The sequence below is a fragment of the Roseivirga sp. genome (genome assembly GCF_049099775.1).
Taxonomy (GTDB): Bacteria; Bacteroidota; Bacteroidia; order Cytophagales; family Cyclobacteriaceae; genus Roseivirga.
On sequence record NZ_JAGDZM010000004.1, the window covers coordinates 284192 to 300825 of the forward strand.

Sequence of the window (16634 nt, forward strand, 5' to 3'; positions counted from 1 at the left end):
CAACATTAAGGCAACCTAACTCAATTTTCTTTAAGCGTTTCTACCGGGTTAATACGACTAATTCTAAAGAGTTGATAGCCGATCATGATGAATAATATAGTAGCCATTAACACAGAAATTACTAACCCGTGATAGGCTGTAAGTTCTATTCGTACTTTATAATCGGTTAAATACTGATTGGTGAACCAATAAGCCAAAGGAAGCGCTATACCAATACCGATAGCTAGTACTTTGAAAAATGGGCTCAATAATTTCAAGAAAAGTGTCATCGTTTCAGCGCCTAGCACCCGCCTAATACTGATATTCTTGATCTCATCCGTTGCGTAGCTCACGGATACACCTAGAAGATTAAAAAGGGAAAGTATTAGTAATACTGCGGCTAAAAAAGTGAAAAGGGCTGTTTTGTCTTGAAGACCACTTGTTGTGGCATCCTCTTCATCCAGCAGGTAAGTCAAACTAGGCGGAATAACTTGCTCATGCTTTCTCCAAACCCCTTCTAACTTTGCCATCAGTTCAGCGGTGTATTTTGTATCATGATCAATTAGAATACTGTGATAGTTAGGTTTGTCGGTCACCAGAAAGAGTCTAGGGTCAGTGCCCAAGTGATTAATCCCTAAATCGACATAATTATCTACTACACCAATTATGGTTAAAGGCTGTCCTTTCACATTTAAAGTAGTACCTAATACATCTCCTCCAAGCGCTTGAGCAAAAGGGGCATTAATTATACAAGCCTGCGATGAAGGCACGCTACTATTTAAAAAAGTACTACCACTCGAAAGTTTTACCTGCATGGTTTCAAAGAAATTATCTTTAACCAATACCTTAGAAACCGAGTTCTTTATGAGAGAGTCACCCTTATCGTACTGATATTGGGAAAAACCGTTGAACGAAAATGGAAATGGGCCTCCACTGATATCATTTATTCCTTCAATTTTCTTAATATCTGAGACGACAGATTCGAAGTTTGTCAGGATGTTCTTATTCCTCAGCAGTTGAAATGCCACAATACCTTCTTTATCAAAACCAAAATCGAAGCCTTGCATTTTTTTCACTTGAAGGTTCTGACCATATACGAAAAAAACTAATGTGATCGTCATTACAAACTGGACTAATAACAACCCTTGTTTTAACCTAAACCCTGCTCCTGTTTTAGTATTATACCCTGTTAAAACCTTAACTGGATTTAATTTAGAAACCACAAACGCAGGATAAAACCCTGCCAACAGGCCTGTTAAAATGGCAAAGCCAATGAGTCCAAAAAGCAGCAAGGGGTTGTTAAATGAAAACCCAATTGGAATACCAAAAAGTTTGGAAAAACTGCTACCAAAAAGTTCAAGGAAGACTAATACAAGGGACAGGGAGAGCATGGCATAGAAAATAGACTCTAATAGAAGCTGGGTTTTTATGTCTGATTTTCTCGCCCCATTCACCTTACGAATTCCTATTTCTTTGGCACGCTTTAGCGACATGCCTAAAGAAAGCGACAAATACCCAACGAAGGAACACAGTAAGATACCGATAGAAATATAGCCTATGGTTTTTATCATGCCTTTATTAGCACCGGTAAGAGAATAGTGGTCTCGACCATAGTCGTAATGCGAGTATCCCCAATAAGCTTCTGTTAAAGGTTCAGCCAGTATTTTTTTAACCCTTTCGTTCTTATATATGCTTTGGTAATCGCTATAAATAGCGTCTTTTATTTCCTCTATATCAGCTCCTTTGGCGATCTTAATATGAGTAAGACCAATCTCAAAGCTTCCTGTGCGTGCTATATATTTTTCCGGTATCTGAGGTCTTGGAAAGATCAACTTGGGGTTAATCAGTGATTTATCGCTGCCTGCTTCCAGCACTCCGGAAACTAAATAGGTTCCTTTTTCATGAACTATTAATTCTTTACCAATTGGATTCATCCCCTCATATAGCGTTTCGGCTATTTGGTTCGATATAACGACTTTTCTACTACCATTGAGGGCTGTTTTAGCATCGCCATATTTTAAGGGGAAAGTAAATACATCGAATAGCGCAGTATTAGAATAAAATGCCTGTTCTTGTTCAATATAATCCCTTCCATTGGCACTTAAATAAAAACGACCATCGCTGTCCAAGATATTTACGGCTTCAATATTAGGGTTGATCGTTTGAAGGCGCTCAGCAAAGTCTGCTGTTAACGAATTCCCGATTTTCTCATTACTACCACCAAGACTTATCAAAAATACTCGTTCAGCATTTTCATGGCTCCCATTTCGTGAGTACTCAAAACTGACATAGGATGACGCGAGTATAAAGCAGAACATGCCCGCAGCCAAAGAAAGTACCATTAGGCTGGTATACCACTTATTACGCTTAAAATTGGTAATCGCCGAATTGAAATAATGCTTGGATATAATCATGCTATTCGTCTTTTAAAATTTCAACTGGATTGATGAGATATGCCTTCGTACTGTGATAGATTGCGGTTATCATTGTCACAATTGCCACTATAACTATGGTTACAACAACTACTAAAAATGGAAAATCGATGCGGTAGGCAAAAGAGTTGAGCCAGTCATTCGCACCGTAATAAATCAGGGGTATTGCGAATAGAGCAGCTATGGATAGGTTAACAATATTAGCGTAATTCAATACGTGCTGAATATTAACAAAGCCAGCACCCAGCACCTTACGAATACCCATTTCTTTAAGTCTTCTTTTAGTGGCATATCCAGCCATGCCGAATAAGCCCAAACAAGCTACAATAGCCGCCATAAGCGTACCTGCCTGTATCATTTTGACAACAACAGTTTCTTGTTGATAGAGGGCATCTACTTGCTCATCTAGGAACGAGAACTTGATAGTTTCACCAGTAACGGATTCATAAGTTTCCTTGATAGCCTCGGTAGTAGCCAAGAAATTATCGCTAGCTATTTTTATAATCATTGCTCCTCGTTCTACTCCAATCTGATGGAACATAATGGGTTTAATGGCTTCTTTCTTTGACATCACATGGAAATCTGAAACTACCCCAATCACGGTAAATTCTCTATTGAAGGTCTTAATGACTCTACCGATCACTTCACCTTTCAAACCGAAGTTTTTCACCGCTGTTTCATTCAATAATATTCTGTTAAGACCTACATCGTTGTCTAAGAAATCTCTGCCTTCTATTAATTCCATTCCCATTGTTTCAAGGTAATCCACACCTATCGGGAAGTTGTATAGTTCCGCATCATCAAATTCTGCTATACTCATGGTACCGAAAGTACTTGAAGGCATACTTCTAGCCCTTGTAATTGATTCCACACCCGGAATTTTCAGGAAGTCATTCTTTAAAACATCTGCATATTTGGTGATTTGGGTTTTGTACGGTCGAATTACCATTTGATTTTCTTTATCAAAACCGAGGTTGTCATTCTGCATAAACCTCAATTGTTTTTGAGATACCACAGCAACCGATGTTAAGACCATAAAAATGACAATCTGAAAAACATTGAAGGCTCTGAGCCATAAATGCCTGTTTTTGCCACCGGAATTTCTTAAAGAATGAGATATCTGAGTTTTGCCACTAATTAAGGCTGGATATACAGCAGCAGCCATTGTGACGACAAGAATAAACAGAAATGCTTGAGCCCATAGTAAGGTTGAATTAGTGATTGAAGTATCTATTTGTCTATTGATAAGTAGCTCTAGTTCAGGTACTAATACCTCTACTAAAACCAAACTAACGACTACTGAAACAATAATCAGAATAAGCGATTCCAGTAAGAATTGCTTATAAACCGATTGTCTATTAGCCCCTAAAACCTTACGAATTCCGATCTCTTTGGTACGCTCAAATGACTGAGCTACTGCCATACTTACATAATTGAAAAAAGAACAGAGCAAGATAAAAAAGGCTACACTCGAGAAAATATAAATGTATTGTCGATCAGATTTTTGACCGAGATTATCCTCGATTTCGCTATTAAAATGAATATCGGCTAAGGGTTGAAGTCCGATAAAACTTTTTTCAAGGTTGCCACCATATTGATCATTGAAGAAAGACTCAATTTTTGGTGCTAATTCTTCTGCTTTAGAAGGGTCTTTCAGCAGAAAGTAAGTTTGATCAAAATAACCTTCCCAAAAACTTGAAAACGACGATTCACGCCATTGATTAACCCCTTCTATATCGAAAATAAAGTCTCCTTGTAAACTACTATTAGCAGGTAGGTTCTCATAAACACCTACAATGCTAAACTGTATCTTTCTGACACTTATAACTTCTCCTACCGCTTTATTCTTAAAATACCTTTCAGCCATTCTTTGAGATATCAAAGCGCTATTTGGCTCTTTCTCAAAGTCCGGTTCCTTCCCATCAATAATATCAAGGTCAAAAAGGTCGAAAAAACCTGAGTCAACGGATAAGTTTTTGAATGAATCAGAGGAGTCATTTAATGATTGAAAGACAATGGTTTTATTCCAAGCTTCTATCCTAGTGTAAGCTTCTATTTCTGGAAACATTTCAGAAGCCGGAACGGCTAAAGCAGCTGTTAAACCACCATAATGATGACCTCTGCCTTCTTCCTTCCATTCTGAAACACGAAAAATTCGATCTGATTTCTCATGATAAACATCAAAGTTCAATTCATTTTGAACAAATAAATAAATAACGAAAAAGGAAGCCAATCCTACGGAAAGCCCTAGCAAGTTGAGCAAGGAAAACAGCTTATTCCTGACAAGATTTCGAAACGATACTTTTAAATAGTTTTTAAACATATCATTCGTCTTTTAATACCTCTACAGGATTAATCAAGTAAACTTTAACACTGTGAAACGAGGCGACCAATAAGAGTATGGCAGCAGCACCAAGAACAGCGAAAAATATCAGCGTATAGGGAATTTCGATGCGATAGGCAAAGTCGTTCAACCAATTATTCATCCAATACACCACCATGGGAATACTTATACATATGGCCAACATCAACCTTAGCAAATTAACGCGATTCAGCGTGCTCTGTATGGCCATAAAACCGGCACCCAAAACTTTCCTAATGCCTACTTCTTTGGTTCTTCTTTTGGCAGAATAGCCAGCAATACCAAATAAGCCTATAAATGCGACTAACGAGGCGATGATCATAAAGGTGTTGATCATTGTAATCATGACTTGCTCTTGCTTGTATTGGGCCTGTACTTCTTCATTCAGAAAATAGTATTTGGGTACTCTGCCTGCATTATGTTTCTCATAAGCCGCCACTATTAAATCAACTGTCGTGGGTAAATCAGTGGTAGAAAGTTTTACCACCAAATCTGAATCAATTTCTATGGGATGAAATATGACTGGCTCTACTTTATCTCTCTTAGAAGCGAAATGAAAGTCTTTTACAACTCCGATAATTCTTTTATCTCCTCCTTTAAAGTAGAGCATGCTGTCTCTACCAAATGGAATGCTTTTACCAATTGCATCACCATCAGGTGCTAATTCCTTTGCCGCAGTCTCATTAACTAATACTACAGACGAGGCTTTAATCTCTTGCGAAGAGAAATTTCTACCTTCTACTACCGACATGCCCATTGTTTCTAAATAATCCTCATCCACATCGAATAAGAAATACCTGGGGCCAGTATTTGTCAGACGCGTAATGTTACCGGTCTTCGTAGGAAGTGTAGCGGCTTTACTCACGCCTTTTACTCCGCTAATACCCTCAATTTCGTTTTTAAGAATGTTGGACATTCTATAATTGATTGATGGTAATACTAGTTGTTGATCTTGATCAAAACCAAGGTTCTCATTGCGCATAAAGTGCATTTGTCGATTGGCTGTAACTGCTAAACATATCAGGCCAATAAACACTATGATTTGAAAAACTGTAATAGCATCTATTAACCGTTTTGAAGACATAGCAGAAAGACCACCTTTGAACAATGAAACCACTTTCGTTTTAGAACTAATTAAGGCTGGATATGTTGATGCCAAAACACCTATCAAAAGGCTAAACATGAACCCCTTAACTACTATATAACCCGAAGTAAACACACTGATATTCAGATCTCTATCGACTAACAATTCAAGTTTCGGCAATAGTACTTCAACTAATACCATAGCCAATATAAAGCTTATTAAAACCTGTACTACAGACTCAATTGTAAACTGGAAATAGAGTGCAATTCTTCTAGCTCCAATTACTTTCCTGACTCCTATTTCTTTTACCCTTTCTAAAGACTGAGACAAGGCCATGCTAACATAATTAAAGACCGCACAAGCTAATATGAACACTGCTACTAGGCTAAAGATCAGCACATACCGTTCATCTGTCTTCTCCAAGACGGGACCATCTATATCGAGTGAGAAATGAACATCGGATAGTGCTTGAAGCTTAATTTCTGTATTGGCAGCTGAACGGTTTTCTCGGTATACTGCCGTTAACTTCTCTTCGACAGTTTGTAAATCGGCACCATCATTTAAGAGGAAATATGATTGAGTTCTTAAGTTTATATTCCACATATCCCCGCCACCATAAGTAACAGGATCATGTGTTAATAGGAAGATGTCAGTCCTAAATGAAGTAGTGTTTGGCAAATCCTTATAAACACCCGAAATAATATATTTCTGCCTTGATGTATTCATCGTTTGACCAATGATATCCTTCGTTCCGAAATAGGCAAGAGCCTTAGATTCACTGATTAAAATTGAATTCTTGGCATCAGGAAGAATCGGTTCCCTTCCATTTAAATATTCTAGGCTGAAAATTCCGAGAAAGGCCTTATCCACAGTCAGGTAGTCGACGCGTTGCACAGAATCTTGTAAGCCACTAAAAATGAAAAAACGGTAGTCCTTTTTTATCCTTGTGAAAGCCTGTATATCAGGAATTTGATCTGCTGCTAGAGGCGCCAATGCAGCAGTTGACGTACTACTTTTACTTAAAACGTCGCCACTTGCTTCATGCCTGACTAACCGATAAATCTGATCTTTCTTCTCATGAAATTGATCATATGACAACTCGTTTTGAATAAATAGATAAATAATAAAAAATGATGCTAAGCCTATAGAAATGCCCAAGATATTGAGCCCAGAGTAGAGCTTGTTCTTGCGCATGTTCCTAAAAGCGATCTTTATATAGTTTTTGATCATTTCTTATAATTAGTCGTTTCTAAGAATATTTACTGGATTCAATTTTATTGTTGATAAGCCCTTTGCTAATACAATGAGTATGGCCAATAGATAAATGCCCAAACCGGCATATGCACCATGACTAATTGTTAATGGCAACCTATTGAAGAATGCATTCAAAATGTTATCCATTAGAAAATACGCTGCAGGTATAGCCGTCAATAAAGAAAGAGTGATGACCGCAATATAGCGTTTTGACAGTGTCCATTGCAGTTCAAAAAATGACACACCAAGTACTTTTCTAACCCCAATTTCTCGCATTCTAAAAGTGATATTGAATGCGATCATGGCAAAGAGACCAAAAAGCGAAACAGCAATTATCAATGTCGTTACCCCATTTATTATTGTAGTCAATCTTTGAATACGGTGATACTTCATTGCATATGCATCGTCTAGGAAACTTGAAGTCATTACAGAATTTTTATATACACTCGCATAAGCCATTTCCAAAGACTTAAGACCTTCCTTCATGCCATCTTTATCGAGCCGAACCAATAAATTCTGTCGGGGCGTTATTAACTTCTTTGTTGGCAGGATAATTAATGGCCGAACTGGCGACGATGGCCCTTTTAAGAAGACATCTTCAATTACCCCTAAAACTCGTTTATTCACTTTCCCTTGCCCATACATTTCAACTTGGATCAATGTGCCAACTGCTTGTTCTAACTCAAGCTTATTAGCTAACAATTCATTAATTATAACACCTTCTGAAAAGTCAGTAGAAATTGCTGGGTCTATGTTTCTGCCTTGAAGCAGGTTAATCTCAAGGGTAGAAATAAAAGTTTCGTTCGTTTCAAAACTATCGGCATAACGCACTTTCTTATCACCAAAAAAGACATTATTCGCTCCTGCTGATCCAGTCGGAAGTGGCCCAACAGTGGTCCCTAAAACTCCGGAGTTCATATTTACCTGATTCAAAAATCTTTGAGCTTCGGCTTCATTTTTATTAGGAAAAGGAATTGAAACGACTTGATCTTTTGAAAAGCCAAGATCATAATTAAAGTAATGCCCCAGCTGTCCGTTCATAATTGACATTATGGTAATAAGAAATGCACAAAGGGTGAATTGAAACCAGAGTAAAACTCTAAAAAGCGTTTTACTCCTAGCATTACCCATCATGCGAGTTTTCAATATTTTACTTGGCTCAAAACGGGACAAAAAGAATGCTGGATAAATCCCAGCGAATAGTCCCGAAAGCACTGCATACCCTATTAATAGCACTATCTGCCCAGGTTTAAGATAGTTTATACTAAGCGTTACCCCCATAAGCTCAGATACGGATGGCATTAATAGTTCCAGCACTATAATTGCCACCACAAGGCTGATCAACGAAAAGATGATTGATTCAGTAAGGAACTGTGCGATGAGTTGCCTTGGTAAAGCACCATTTACTTTCCTAATACCCACTTCCTTGGCCCTTTGAATGGCTCTAGAAACGGCCATATTCACATAATTAGTTAGCGCAATGATCATTAGAATGGCGGCTAAAACACCACATATTAACATAGCATCTTTGTTGGCCCCCAACCCTTTGTTACGATTGTTCATTGAAGCTCCACTTTCTGACCAATCCCAATAAGAGTCAGTAAATGCGGTAAGACCAATTTTACCTGTATACATCCCACCTTCGGTCACATTTTTTCTATATACGGTCTCCAAACGTGCTATTAATTCTTCATCACTTGTGCTCCCATCTGTTTTTAGGTAAACGAAGTAAGTATTCATATCCCATGACTGTAAAGCTTCTAATGAGTGCTTTACCGATAATGGAATAACAATGTGTGGTTGGAACTGAGAATTGTCCGGGAAATCATTGAGAACCGCTTTCACAACAAATTCCCCTTGCGTTTCAATATTTAGGGACTTACCGACCGCATTTTCATCATTAAAGTACTTTAAGGCGGTCTTTTTCGATATCACGACACTTTTTGGATCGTCTAATGCTCCTTCCAAAGAACCATAGGCAGCACTAAAAGAAAATACATCAAAAAATGAATTCTGAAATTGATAGTATTGCTCGCTAATGGCTTGATTTTCCGCATTGATGACTTTTAAATTTCCAACGCCTGACGATGTCGTTGTCACGTCATCAATACCTGGTGCTTCTTTTTCAATAGCATCGGCAAATACAGCTGGTGCAAATACATTATAGCGTCCACCATACTTATCGGAATACTTAAGTTTTAAAATTTTTATATCCTCTACATCATTATGAAATTTATCATAAGAGAGCTCATAATTGATATATAAAGCCACAATGATAAAGCCCATCATAGCCGATGACAGGCCAATAATATTCGTAATCGTGTAAACCCTGTTCTTGCGAATATTACGTAAGGCAACCTTCAGATAATTTCTCCACATTTTAGTTTTCTCTTAAGGTTTCAACTGGGTTTTTTCTAGTAAACTTGAGCATACAGAAATAAATAGTAATGAGTCCAAGCAACGACATCCCGATCACCACCTGCAATGGAATTAAGGTGGTCAGATCAATCCTATGTGTAAATTCATTAAGCCATTGATCTCCCAGAAACCACGCTAATGGCACGCCTATTAAAAGGGCTAATAACATGGTGTATTTGAATTGCTTCGATATGGCTCCGAAAATATCTTTAAAATGCGCACCCAATATTTTCCGTATACCTAGCTCTTTTACTCTAGACTGAATACTAAGGCTTGTCATTCCGAAAAGCCCGAAGAATGATATGGCTACACTGACTACTGTGAAAAACAAAAGTGTATTTCCCGAAGCTTTATCCTTAGCAAGGATTCTTTCATAGTCGTCGTTCATTGAAGCATACTCGAATGGCTCGTCCTTTATAATTGAATCCCAAATTTGATTAATACTTGTAATTGCTTGGGCTGTATTGTTTCCTGAAAGCTTTATACAAGCCCTAAAAAGTCTTCTTTTATTTCTATAGAAAATGATTGGTTTGTCCTTATCCCTGAGGGTACCGGACTGAAAATCTTTAATAACCCCTATGACATTTAGCTTTCGCTCATATTTATCTTTTCCATTTGTAATAGAAGGTAGGTTATCAAAGTCTTGAATACCCATAATTTTAGCGGCAGACTCATTCAGAATGACTGAATTATCATCAGTCGTCAATTCATCATTCAGGTTACGACCAGCGAGTAATGTAATTCCCATAGACGGAATAAACTGATCATCGATACTCATGTGGAACATCCGTACTGTTTCATCTTCTGGTAGACCTGGCCAGTAATATCCTGTACTAGAATTGAAGATGTTGATCACGTTGCTATCGGTAAACGCTACTGACTCGACTAAGGGCTCTTTCTCGAGTTCATTGACAAACGCTTTGCGAATCTCAGGAGTAGCTAAGTCGACAGAAACCATGGTATCTCTCTGAAAACCAGGATCTTTTACTTGCATAAAACTTACTTGATTGTATACGACTAAGGCTATAATGCCGATAGAGAGCGTAATGGTAAACTGTAAGACCAGCAGCACTTTACTTAAGCCAACTTTTGAGGTTCCGACGTTAATTCTTCCCTTAAGAGAGTCTACAGGCTTAAATTTTGAAATGATTAGCGCAGGATAAAAACCGGACCCTATCACCAAGAAGAACCACAAGAGCACCACGAATGAACAGAAATTATAGTAACCAAAAGCGCCTATCATAGCATTAAGGTTAAAGCTCAAACCAGTCATTGAAGTGATGGATTCATCGAATACCTCAACCAAAATAACACTGAGTATCAACCCAATTGAGACTTGCATGGCCGATTCCGTCATAAATTGAATCATCAAGCTTTTTCTTGATGCACCAATAGTCTTTCTGATACCAATTTCTTTTGCGCGTTCCAAAGAACGGGCTGTTGACATGTTGAAAAAGTTAATACAGACCAATAGAATAATGAGCAAGCCAATTCCAGAAAGAATGTACATATTGGACTTACTTACTTGCCCCGGTATATCGCCAAATGCCGTAAAGTCTTGCATATGAATGTTTGTTACAGGCTGTAATTGCAGTTTATAACCGCTCATATCAAAGTCGCTGTTCTCCACGACAATATCCGCAATACGCTCATCGATAAGCCCTGCACTTACATCATTTATAAGCCTAACATAGGTGAAGCAATTAGAGTTGCTCCACTCCTGCGAAAGGGGTTTCCTACTACCTTTTTTTAGTACATCAATGCTGATTAAATAGTCTGGCCGAAAATGATTATTCGGCTTAACTGTATTAAAAACTCCCCTTACTACTAGCCTTACAGGCTCTTCTTCAAACCAAGTGTCGATTTTAATCTCTTGGCCAACAGCCGATTCGTTTGGAAAATATTTCTGACTTAATTCTTCAGATATCAAGATTGTCCCGTTGGTTTTCAGGGCTTGCTCTCCTTCTCCCTTGTGTATCGCAATAGAAAGGATATCCAACAGTTCTGGGTCGGCATAATAGCCATTTCTTTCTCGAATTAATTCCTCATCGACACGAAAAACTAGAGGCCCTGTTCGTTGAGCTCGTGCTGCTTGAGCAACTTGATCTACCTGAGTATCTAAATAAGGCTTAATGGCAGTTGGTACAATTACTCCTTGCTCGTTATTATCTCTAACACTGGTAACTCTAAAAACAGACTCATGCTCTTTGATCTGCCTGTCAAAACTGAATTCATAAATCAAATAAGTACCAATAAACAGGGCGCATAAAAGTCCGAAGGTCAAACTCGTAATGTTGACGATTGAAAAGAGTCTTCTCTTAACTAAATTTCTTAAGGCACTTTTAATATTCTTATTCATAATGAAGATCGTTGATAGGGTTTCTTCTGGCAGACTGAATAGTGATTGAAGACACGATGAACCAGGCTATTAAAAAAGTAAATACCACAGGTATCGCAAATAGTGCAAATGTGATCTCAATGCGGTTAATATAGTCTTCTAGAAATCGCTCTATAATGAAGTAAGCGATCGGAATGGCGATAAAAATCGATAGGATTAACAGTCTTGTGAACCCTTGGTTTAACATGAAAAGCAAAGTTGCCACTGGTGCTCCCAACACTTTCCTTATACTAATTTCTTTACGTCTTTGCGTAGCGGAGAAGCTTACTAAACCCAAAAGCCCTAAAACGGCAACGGCTATAGCCAAAATGGATGAATAATTGAGCGTTTTAGACCATAAGGCTTCTTTCTTATACAAATTCTGGTTTTCGGCGTCTACAAAACTGATTGCAGTTGGCTCATACGGCAGAATATCTTTCCATTGATCATTGACTGATTGAAGTACAGTAGAGAGTTTTCCGGCATCATATCTGACATAGACATTGTTAACGACATAGCGATTACCTAAATGACTCTCTGCAGTGAGAATGATCGAGTTAATTTTAGATTTGGCGGAATAAACCTGAATGTCCTTAATGACTCCTACAACACGGTATTTGCCATCATAAATCGTTTTTCCAATCGGATCTTCAAACCCAAGGGTAGTTACTAAAGATTCATTAATCAAAACGGCAATAGAAGGGCTGTTTTCATTTGGTTTTGCCACATCAGCACGGTCAAAAGCCCTACCAGCAACCAAATCAATTTCTAATGTTTTTAAATAATCTGGGTCGGCATTGCTTGTTGTTACAAGGACTTTCTCACCGTCCTTATCTTCTAAATAAAGGGCCTCAGCAAAACTACCGGCCGCTCCTATTTCAAGAATATTGGGATCCTTTTCCAGTTCATTTTTAAATCTTTCATAAATAGCTTTAGAGCCATCCGCCGGAATTGTCAGTTTAATAAGATTTTCATCATTATATCCTTTCTCTTTATTAATAAGGAACATGTGTTGCTTATTAATAGTAACCGTCACGATGATGAAAATGATAGCGATTAGAAATTGAAAAGTAACCATCGACTTAGTCAGCATTCGCTTTCCCCCCACACTTATTCCACCCTTAAATACGCGCGTTACCTTAAGCCGAGAAAGAAACAACGATGGGTAAATTACCGATAGCATCGACGCTATTAGGACACAAACAAAGCATGCGGCTAAAATGAACTTATCTTGCGTTAGACCACGATTAAACTGTTTATCAATAATAGTTTCGAAGGCTGGCAATGCCAATTCAGCTAAAATAATGCCCAGCACAAAAGAGATCAGACACAGTATACTTGCCTCAAAAAGAAATTGAGAAATCAGTTGTTTTTTACCTGCACCTATTGTCTTTCTAACGCCTACTTCTTTGGCCCGTTTTATAGAGTTTACGAAAGTAAGATTGGCGAAATTAAAACATGCAATGATCAAGATAAGGAGTGCTATACCTGAAAGAATATAAGACTGACTGAGTACGTTTTTACCATTACTACCTTCAAAATGAACATCCTTTAGCGGCAATAGTCCGTTGCTGTTAGCCCTAGCCATAGGACCAGTTCCATCAGCTTCAGGGTTTCGTGAATCCCTCACATTTTTCATTTTCGCTACAACACTATTAAGGTCCGACTCATCTTCAAGTAATACGAAAGATGTAATTGGAGTAATGAACCAAACGCTCATCGACCATTCGTCTTTAATTGTTTTTAGCTTGTTCCAAGACAAGAGCATCTCGAATGTGAAACTAGAGTTAGAAGGATGGTCTTTAATTACGGCACTGACTACAAAATCTTCGAACCCTTTACCTGCATCTATCCTTAAAGTGCGCCCCACGGCCTTGGCATTTCCGAAGTATTTATTCGCGGCACTTTCAGTAAGCACCAAAGATTCCAGGTTTGCTAACGCCTCGTCAAATGCACCATCAACTAACTCAAAGTCAAACACTTCAAATAGTGATTTTTCAGCAAAGGTTAGTCGTTTCTCATCAAGATACTCTTCCCCAACATTAACAGTGGCTCCTTCGTTTCTTAAACGAACGATAGACTTTATTTCAGGTATTTCCTCTGCAAAAGCTTTAGCTTCTGGGTAAGAGCTCGCATGCATTACACGTTCTTCTCCCTGAAAAGTAGCAATGGTTGAAAGTCTATAAATGTTCTCTTTATTCTTATGCCAACTATCATAAGTCAGTTCGTCCTTTACAAACATGCTGATCAGCAAACAGCCGGCTATACCAATGGCCAAACCAAAAATATTGATAGCGGCATAAGCTTTATTTCTTGAAAGATTTCGAACTGCAGACTTAAGGTAACTTTTCAACATAATTTATTCGCTTCTTAATGAGTTGATGGGGTTTGTTTTGGCTGCTTTAAAGGATATTAATACTACTGTGAGCCATGCGATTGCCAATGACAATGCCATTACTATAAATAATTCAATGCCTGAAAAGTCGACATGATAGACAAACCCTTCTAGCCATTGGCTCATCAAATAATAGGCGATTGGAGCCATTATAATCATGGCTAAAAGCGGTAATACAAGTGATTTAATGGTAAATTTTACGAGTATATGTTCAAGGCTAGCCCCTAACACTTTTCTTATCCCTATCTCCTTAATGCTTCTTTGTGCGTTGATAGAGGTTAGGCCAAATAAACCTAAACATGAAATAGCTATGGCGATTAGGCCAAAAATGGTAGCCAAGTTTTTAATGAGCAACTCACTCTGATACATGCGCTCATGTTCGGCATCCAAAAACTTATATTCGAAAAGGTAACCTGGCATAAAATCGGCGTATGTTTCCTCTAATTTCTTTAGTGCATTGCCTTCCTGACCTGGAGCGATTTTAATAGTTACATAGTCACTATTTTCTGGATAATTGACGATGATGAGTGGTTGGATTTCTTCATAAACTGAGGCAATATGAAAGTCCTTTATAACCCCTATAATCTTGGTATCCACCCCCCAGAAGTTTACCGCCATGCCAACTGGTTCTTCTACATTCATGCCACGGACTGTGGCTTCGTTAACTAGAATCCCCAAATTGTCACTTTCTATTTCTGACGAGAAATTTCTTCCTTCCACAATTTCAAGGTTCATGGTAGGCACAAAGTCTTCCTCTGAGAAGAAAAGCCTAAAACTGGTTTTATCTACCAGCGGATCTTTTCCTTCCCATTCAAAGTTACCTGTTGCTGAGCCTATATTAAGTGGACTACCGGCTACGACTGTGGTAGAGAGAATACTTGGACTTTTGAGGAGTTCTGCTTTAAAACTGTCAAATCGTTCTAGGAGATCACCATGGTTATAAAGCATAACCACCCCCTCTTTATCTATGTTTCCCTTACCATTTAGAATAAATTCTACCTGATTGTTGACCACCCAAGTGGCAAATATTAAGATACCTGCTATTACAAACTGAAAAAGCACTAGCCCTTTTCTGATGACTCTTCCGGTGCCGGAAGTTCCTTTAACATCAACTTTTCCCTTAAGGGCTTTTACAACCCTAAAACCTGACAAAACTAATGCAGGATATACACCTGATATAATCATTGTGAAAATGGCTAAACCAGCCAAAATGAATAGTAGACTACCATCAAGCCAATTAAGAGAAATAAATTTACCGGTTAGGTCATTGAATGGACTGATTAATACTTCTACTGCGACAATGGAAAGGAGAAAAGAGAAAAAAACAATTAATCCCGATTCTGTAAAGAACTGTTTAATCAGTTCAAACCTAGAGGCACCATTTACTTTTCTAACCCCTACTTCTTTTACGCGTTTAAAGGCATCGGCTACCGAAAGATTGATAAAGTTAATACAGGCAATGAAGATGATGAAAACCCCTATTAGGCTTAATAAGCGAACATATTCTATTCTTCCACCACTTTGAACACCATTTTCATAATTGCTTTTCAGATAGATATCATCGAAAGGCTTAAGGAATAATTCTCTGGTGTCTCCTTCGTTATTCTTTTTAAGAAGATCGCTAATTTTATCAGTAACCAGCTCATTATCAGCATTCGGAGCAAGTTTAACATAAGTGGCAATTCCTGAATTACCCCATTTCATGATCCAGTCATTCTCTTTTATCCAGTGTTCCATAGAAATGGCAAAACTGAATTCAAAACGACTATTTTTTGGTGGATCAGAGACAACAGCTCTTACGATAGCATCACGGTTATTGTCAATCTTAACCATTTCGCCGATCACGTCAGTTCTCTTGAACAGCCTTAAAGCCATACTTTCCGTAAGCATAATGTCTCCTCCTGTGGCCAACGTTTCTTCTGTGATTCGACCTTCAATCAAAGGATAACTAAAGACTTGAAAAAACTCCTCATCGGCCAAAAGCCCAGTTTGCTTAATACTGATATCTCCAACAGTTAACTGATGGTCTCTTTCATCTACCCGAAGGGCTTTCTCCACTTCAGGAAAATCGCTATCAAGTACATTTTTAATTATTCCATTTTGATTCCAGCCAGTACTAATCTCTCCATTATCACTGTAGTTATTGGACATCACCATGTGTATGCGCTCACTTTCACTATGAAATCCATCATAGTTAATCTCATCGTTTACCCATAGAAAAATCAGCAAGCTGGTAGTTAAGCCTACCATCAACCCAAAGACATTGATCAAGGTGAATTCCCTTTTCTTTACTAGGTTTCTGAATGCTATTTTAAAATTGTTCTTAAACATGA

At 38.1% G+C, this 16634-nt stretch carries 7 protein-coding genes; all 7 read right to left on the reverse strand.

Features of this window, described 5'->3' with window-relative positions:
• Nucleotides 1-20: 20 nt before the first annotated feature.
• The 7 genes from JXQ92_RS05745 to JXQ92_RS05775 are packed head-to-tail and all read right to left on the reverse strand — an operon-like array spanning nt 21 to nt 16632.
• Nucleotides 21-2393 (reverse strand): ABC transporter permease, encoded by a 2373-nt coding sequence (locus JXQ92_RS05745; RefSeq protein ID WP_421985638.1) that lies wholly within the window; start codon nt 2391-2393, stop codon nt 21-23.
• Nucleotide 2394: 1 nt separating this feature from the next.
• On the reverse strand, nt 2395-4734 hold the full coding sequence (locus JXQ92_RS05750; RefSeq protein ID WP_421985639.1) for an ABC transporter permease: 2340 nt from the start codon (nt 4732-4734) through the stop codon (nt 2395-2397).
• A gap of 1 nt (nt 4735) precedes the next feature.
• Nucleotides 4736-7087, reverse strand: a complete 2352-nt coding sequence (locus JXQ92_RS05755; protein WP_421985640.1) for an ABC transporter permease — start codon at nt 7085-7087, stop codon at nt 4736-4738.
• A 9-nt stretch (nt 7088-7096) separates the two neighbouring features.
• Nucleotides 7097-9490: an ABC transporter permease gene (locus JXQ92_RS05760; RefSeq protein WP_421985641.1), complete on the reverse strand. Its 2394-nt coding sequence runs from the start codon at nt 9488-9490 to the stop codon at nt 7097-7099.
• 1 nt (nt 9491) lies between these two features.
• The gene (locus JXQ92_RS05765; RefSeq protein WP_421985642.1) at nt 9492-11888 is read right to left on the reverse strand and encodes an FtsX-like permease family protein; all 2397 of its coding nucleotides are present in this window, start codon (nt 11886-11888) and stop codon (nt 9492-9494) included.
• Nucleotides 11881-14262, reverse strand: a complete 2382-nt coding sequence (locus tag JXQ92_RS05770; RefSeq protein WP_421985643.1) for an ABC transporter permease — start codon at nt 14260-14262, stop codon at nt 11881-11883. Before JXQ92_RS05770 ends, JXQ92_RS05765 begins: the two co-directional genes overlap by 8 nt.
• A 3-nt stretch (nt 14263-14265) precedes the next feature.
• Entirely contained in the window at nt 14266-16632 is a 2367-nt protein-coding gene (locus tag JXQ92_RS05775) for an ABC transporter permease (protein ID WP_421985644.1), read from the reverse strand.
• Nucleotides 16633-16634 lie beyond the last annotated feature (2 nt).

Excerpts from the sequence above, each read along its gene's own strand:
- JXQ92_RS05765 (WP_421985642.1), bottom strand. The coding sequence starts at position 11,888 with ATGAATAAGAATATTAAAAGTGCCTTAAGAAATTTAGTTAAGAGAAGA.
- JXQ92_RS05770 (WP_421985643.1), bottom strand. The coding sequence starts at position 14,262 with ATGTTGAAAAGTTACCTTAAGTCTGCAGTTCGAAATCTTTCAAGAAAT.
- JXQ92_RS05745 (WP_421985638.1), bottom strand. The coding sequence starts at position 2,393 with ATGATTATATCCAAGCATTATTTCAATTCGGCGATTACCAATTTTAAG.
- JXQ92_RS05775 (WP_421985644.1), bottom strand. The coding sequence starts at position 16,632 with ATGTTTAAGAACAATTTTAAAATAGCATTCAGAAACCTAGTAAAGAAA.
- JXQ92_RS05755 (WP_421985640.1), bottom strand. The coding sequence starts at position 7,087 with ATGATCAAAAACTATATAAAGATCGCTTTTAGGAACATGCGCAAGAAC.
- JXQ92_RS05760 (WP_421985641.1), bottom strand. The coding sequence starts at position 9,490 with ATGTGGAGAAATTATCTGAAGGTTGCCTTACGTAATATTCGCAAGAAC.
- JXQ92_RS05750 (WP_421985639.1), bottom strand. The coding sequence starts at position 4,734 with ATGTTTAAAAACTATTTAAAAGTATCGTTTCGAAATCTTGTCAGGAAT.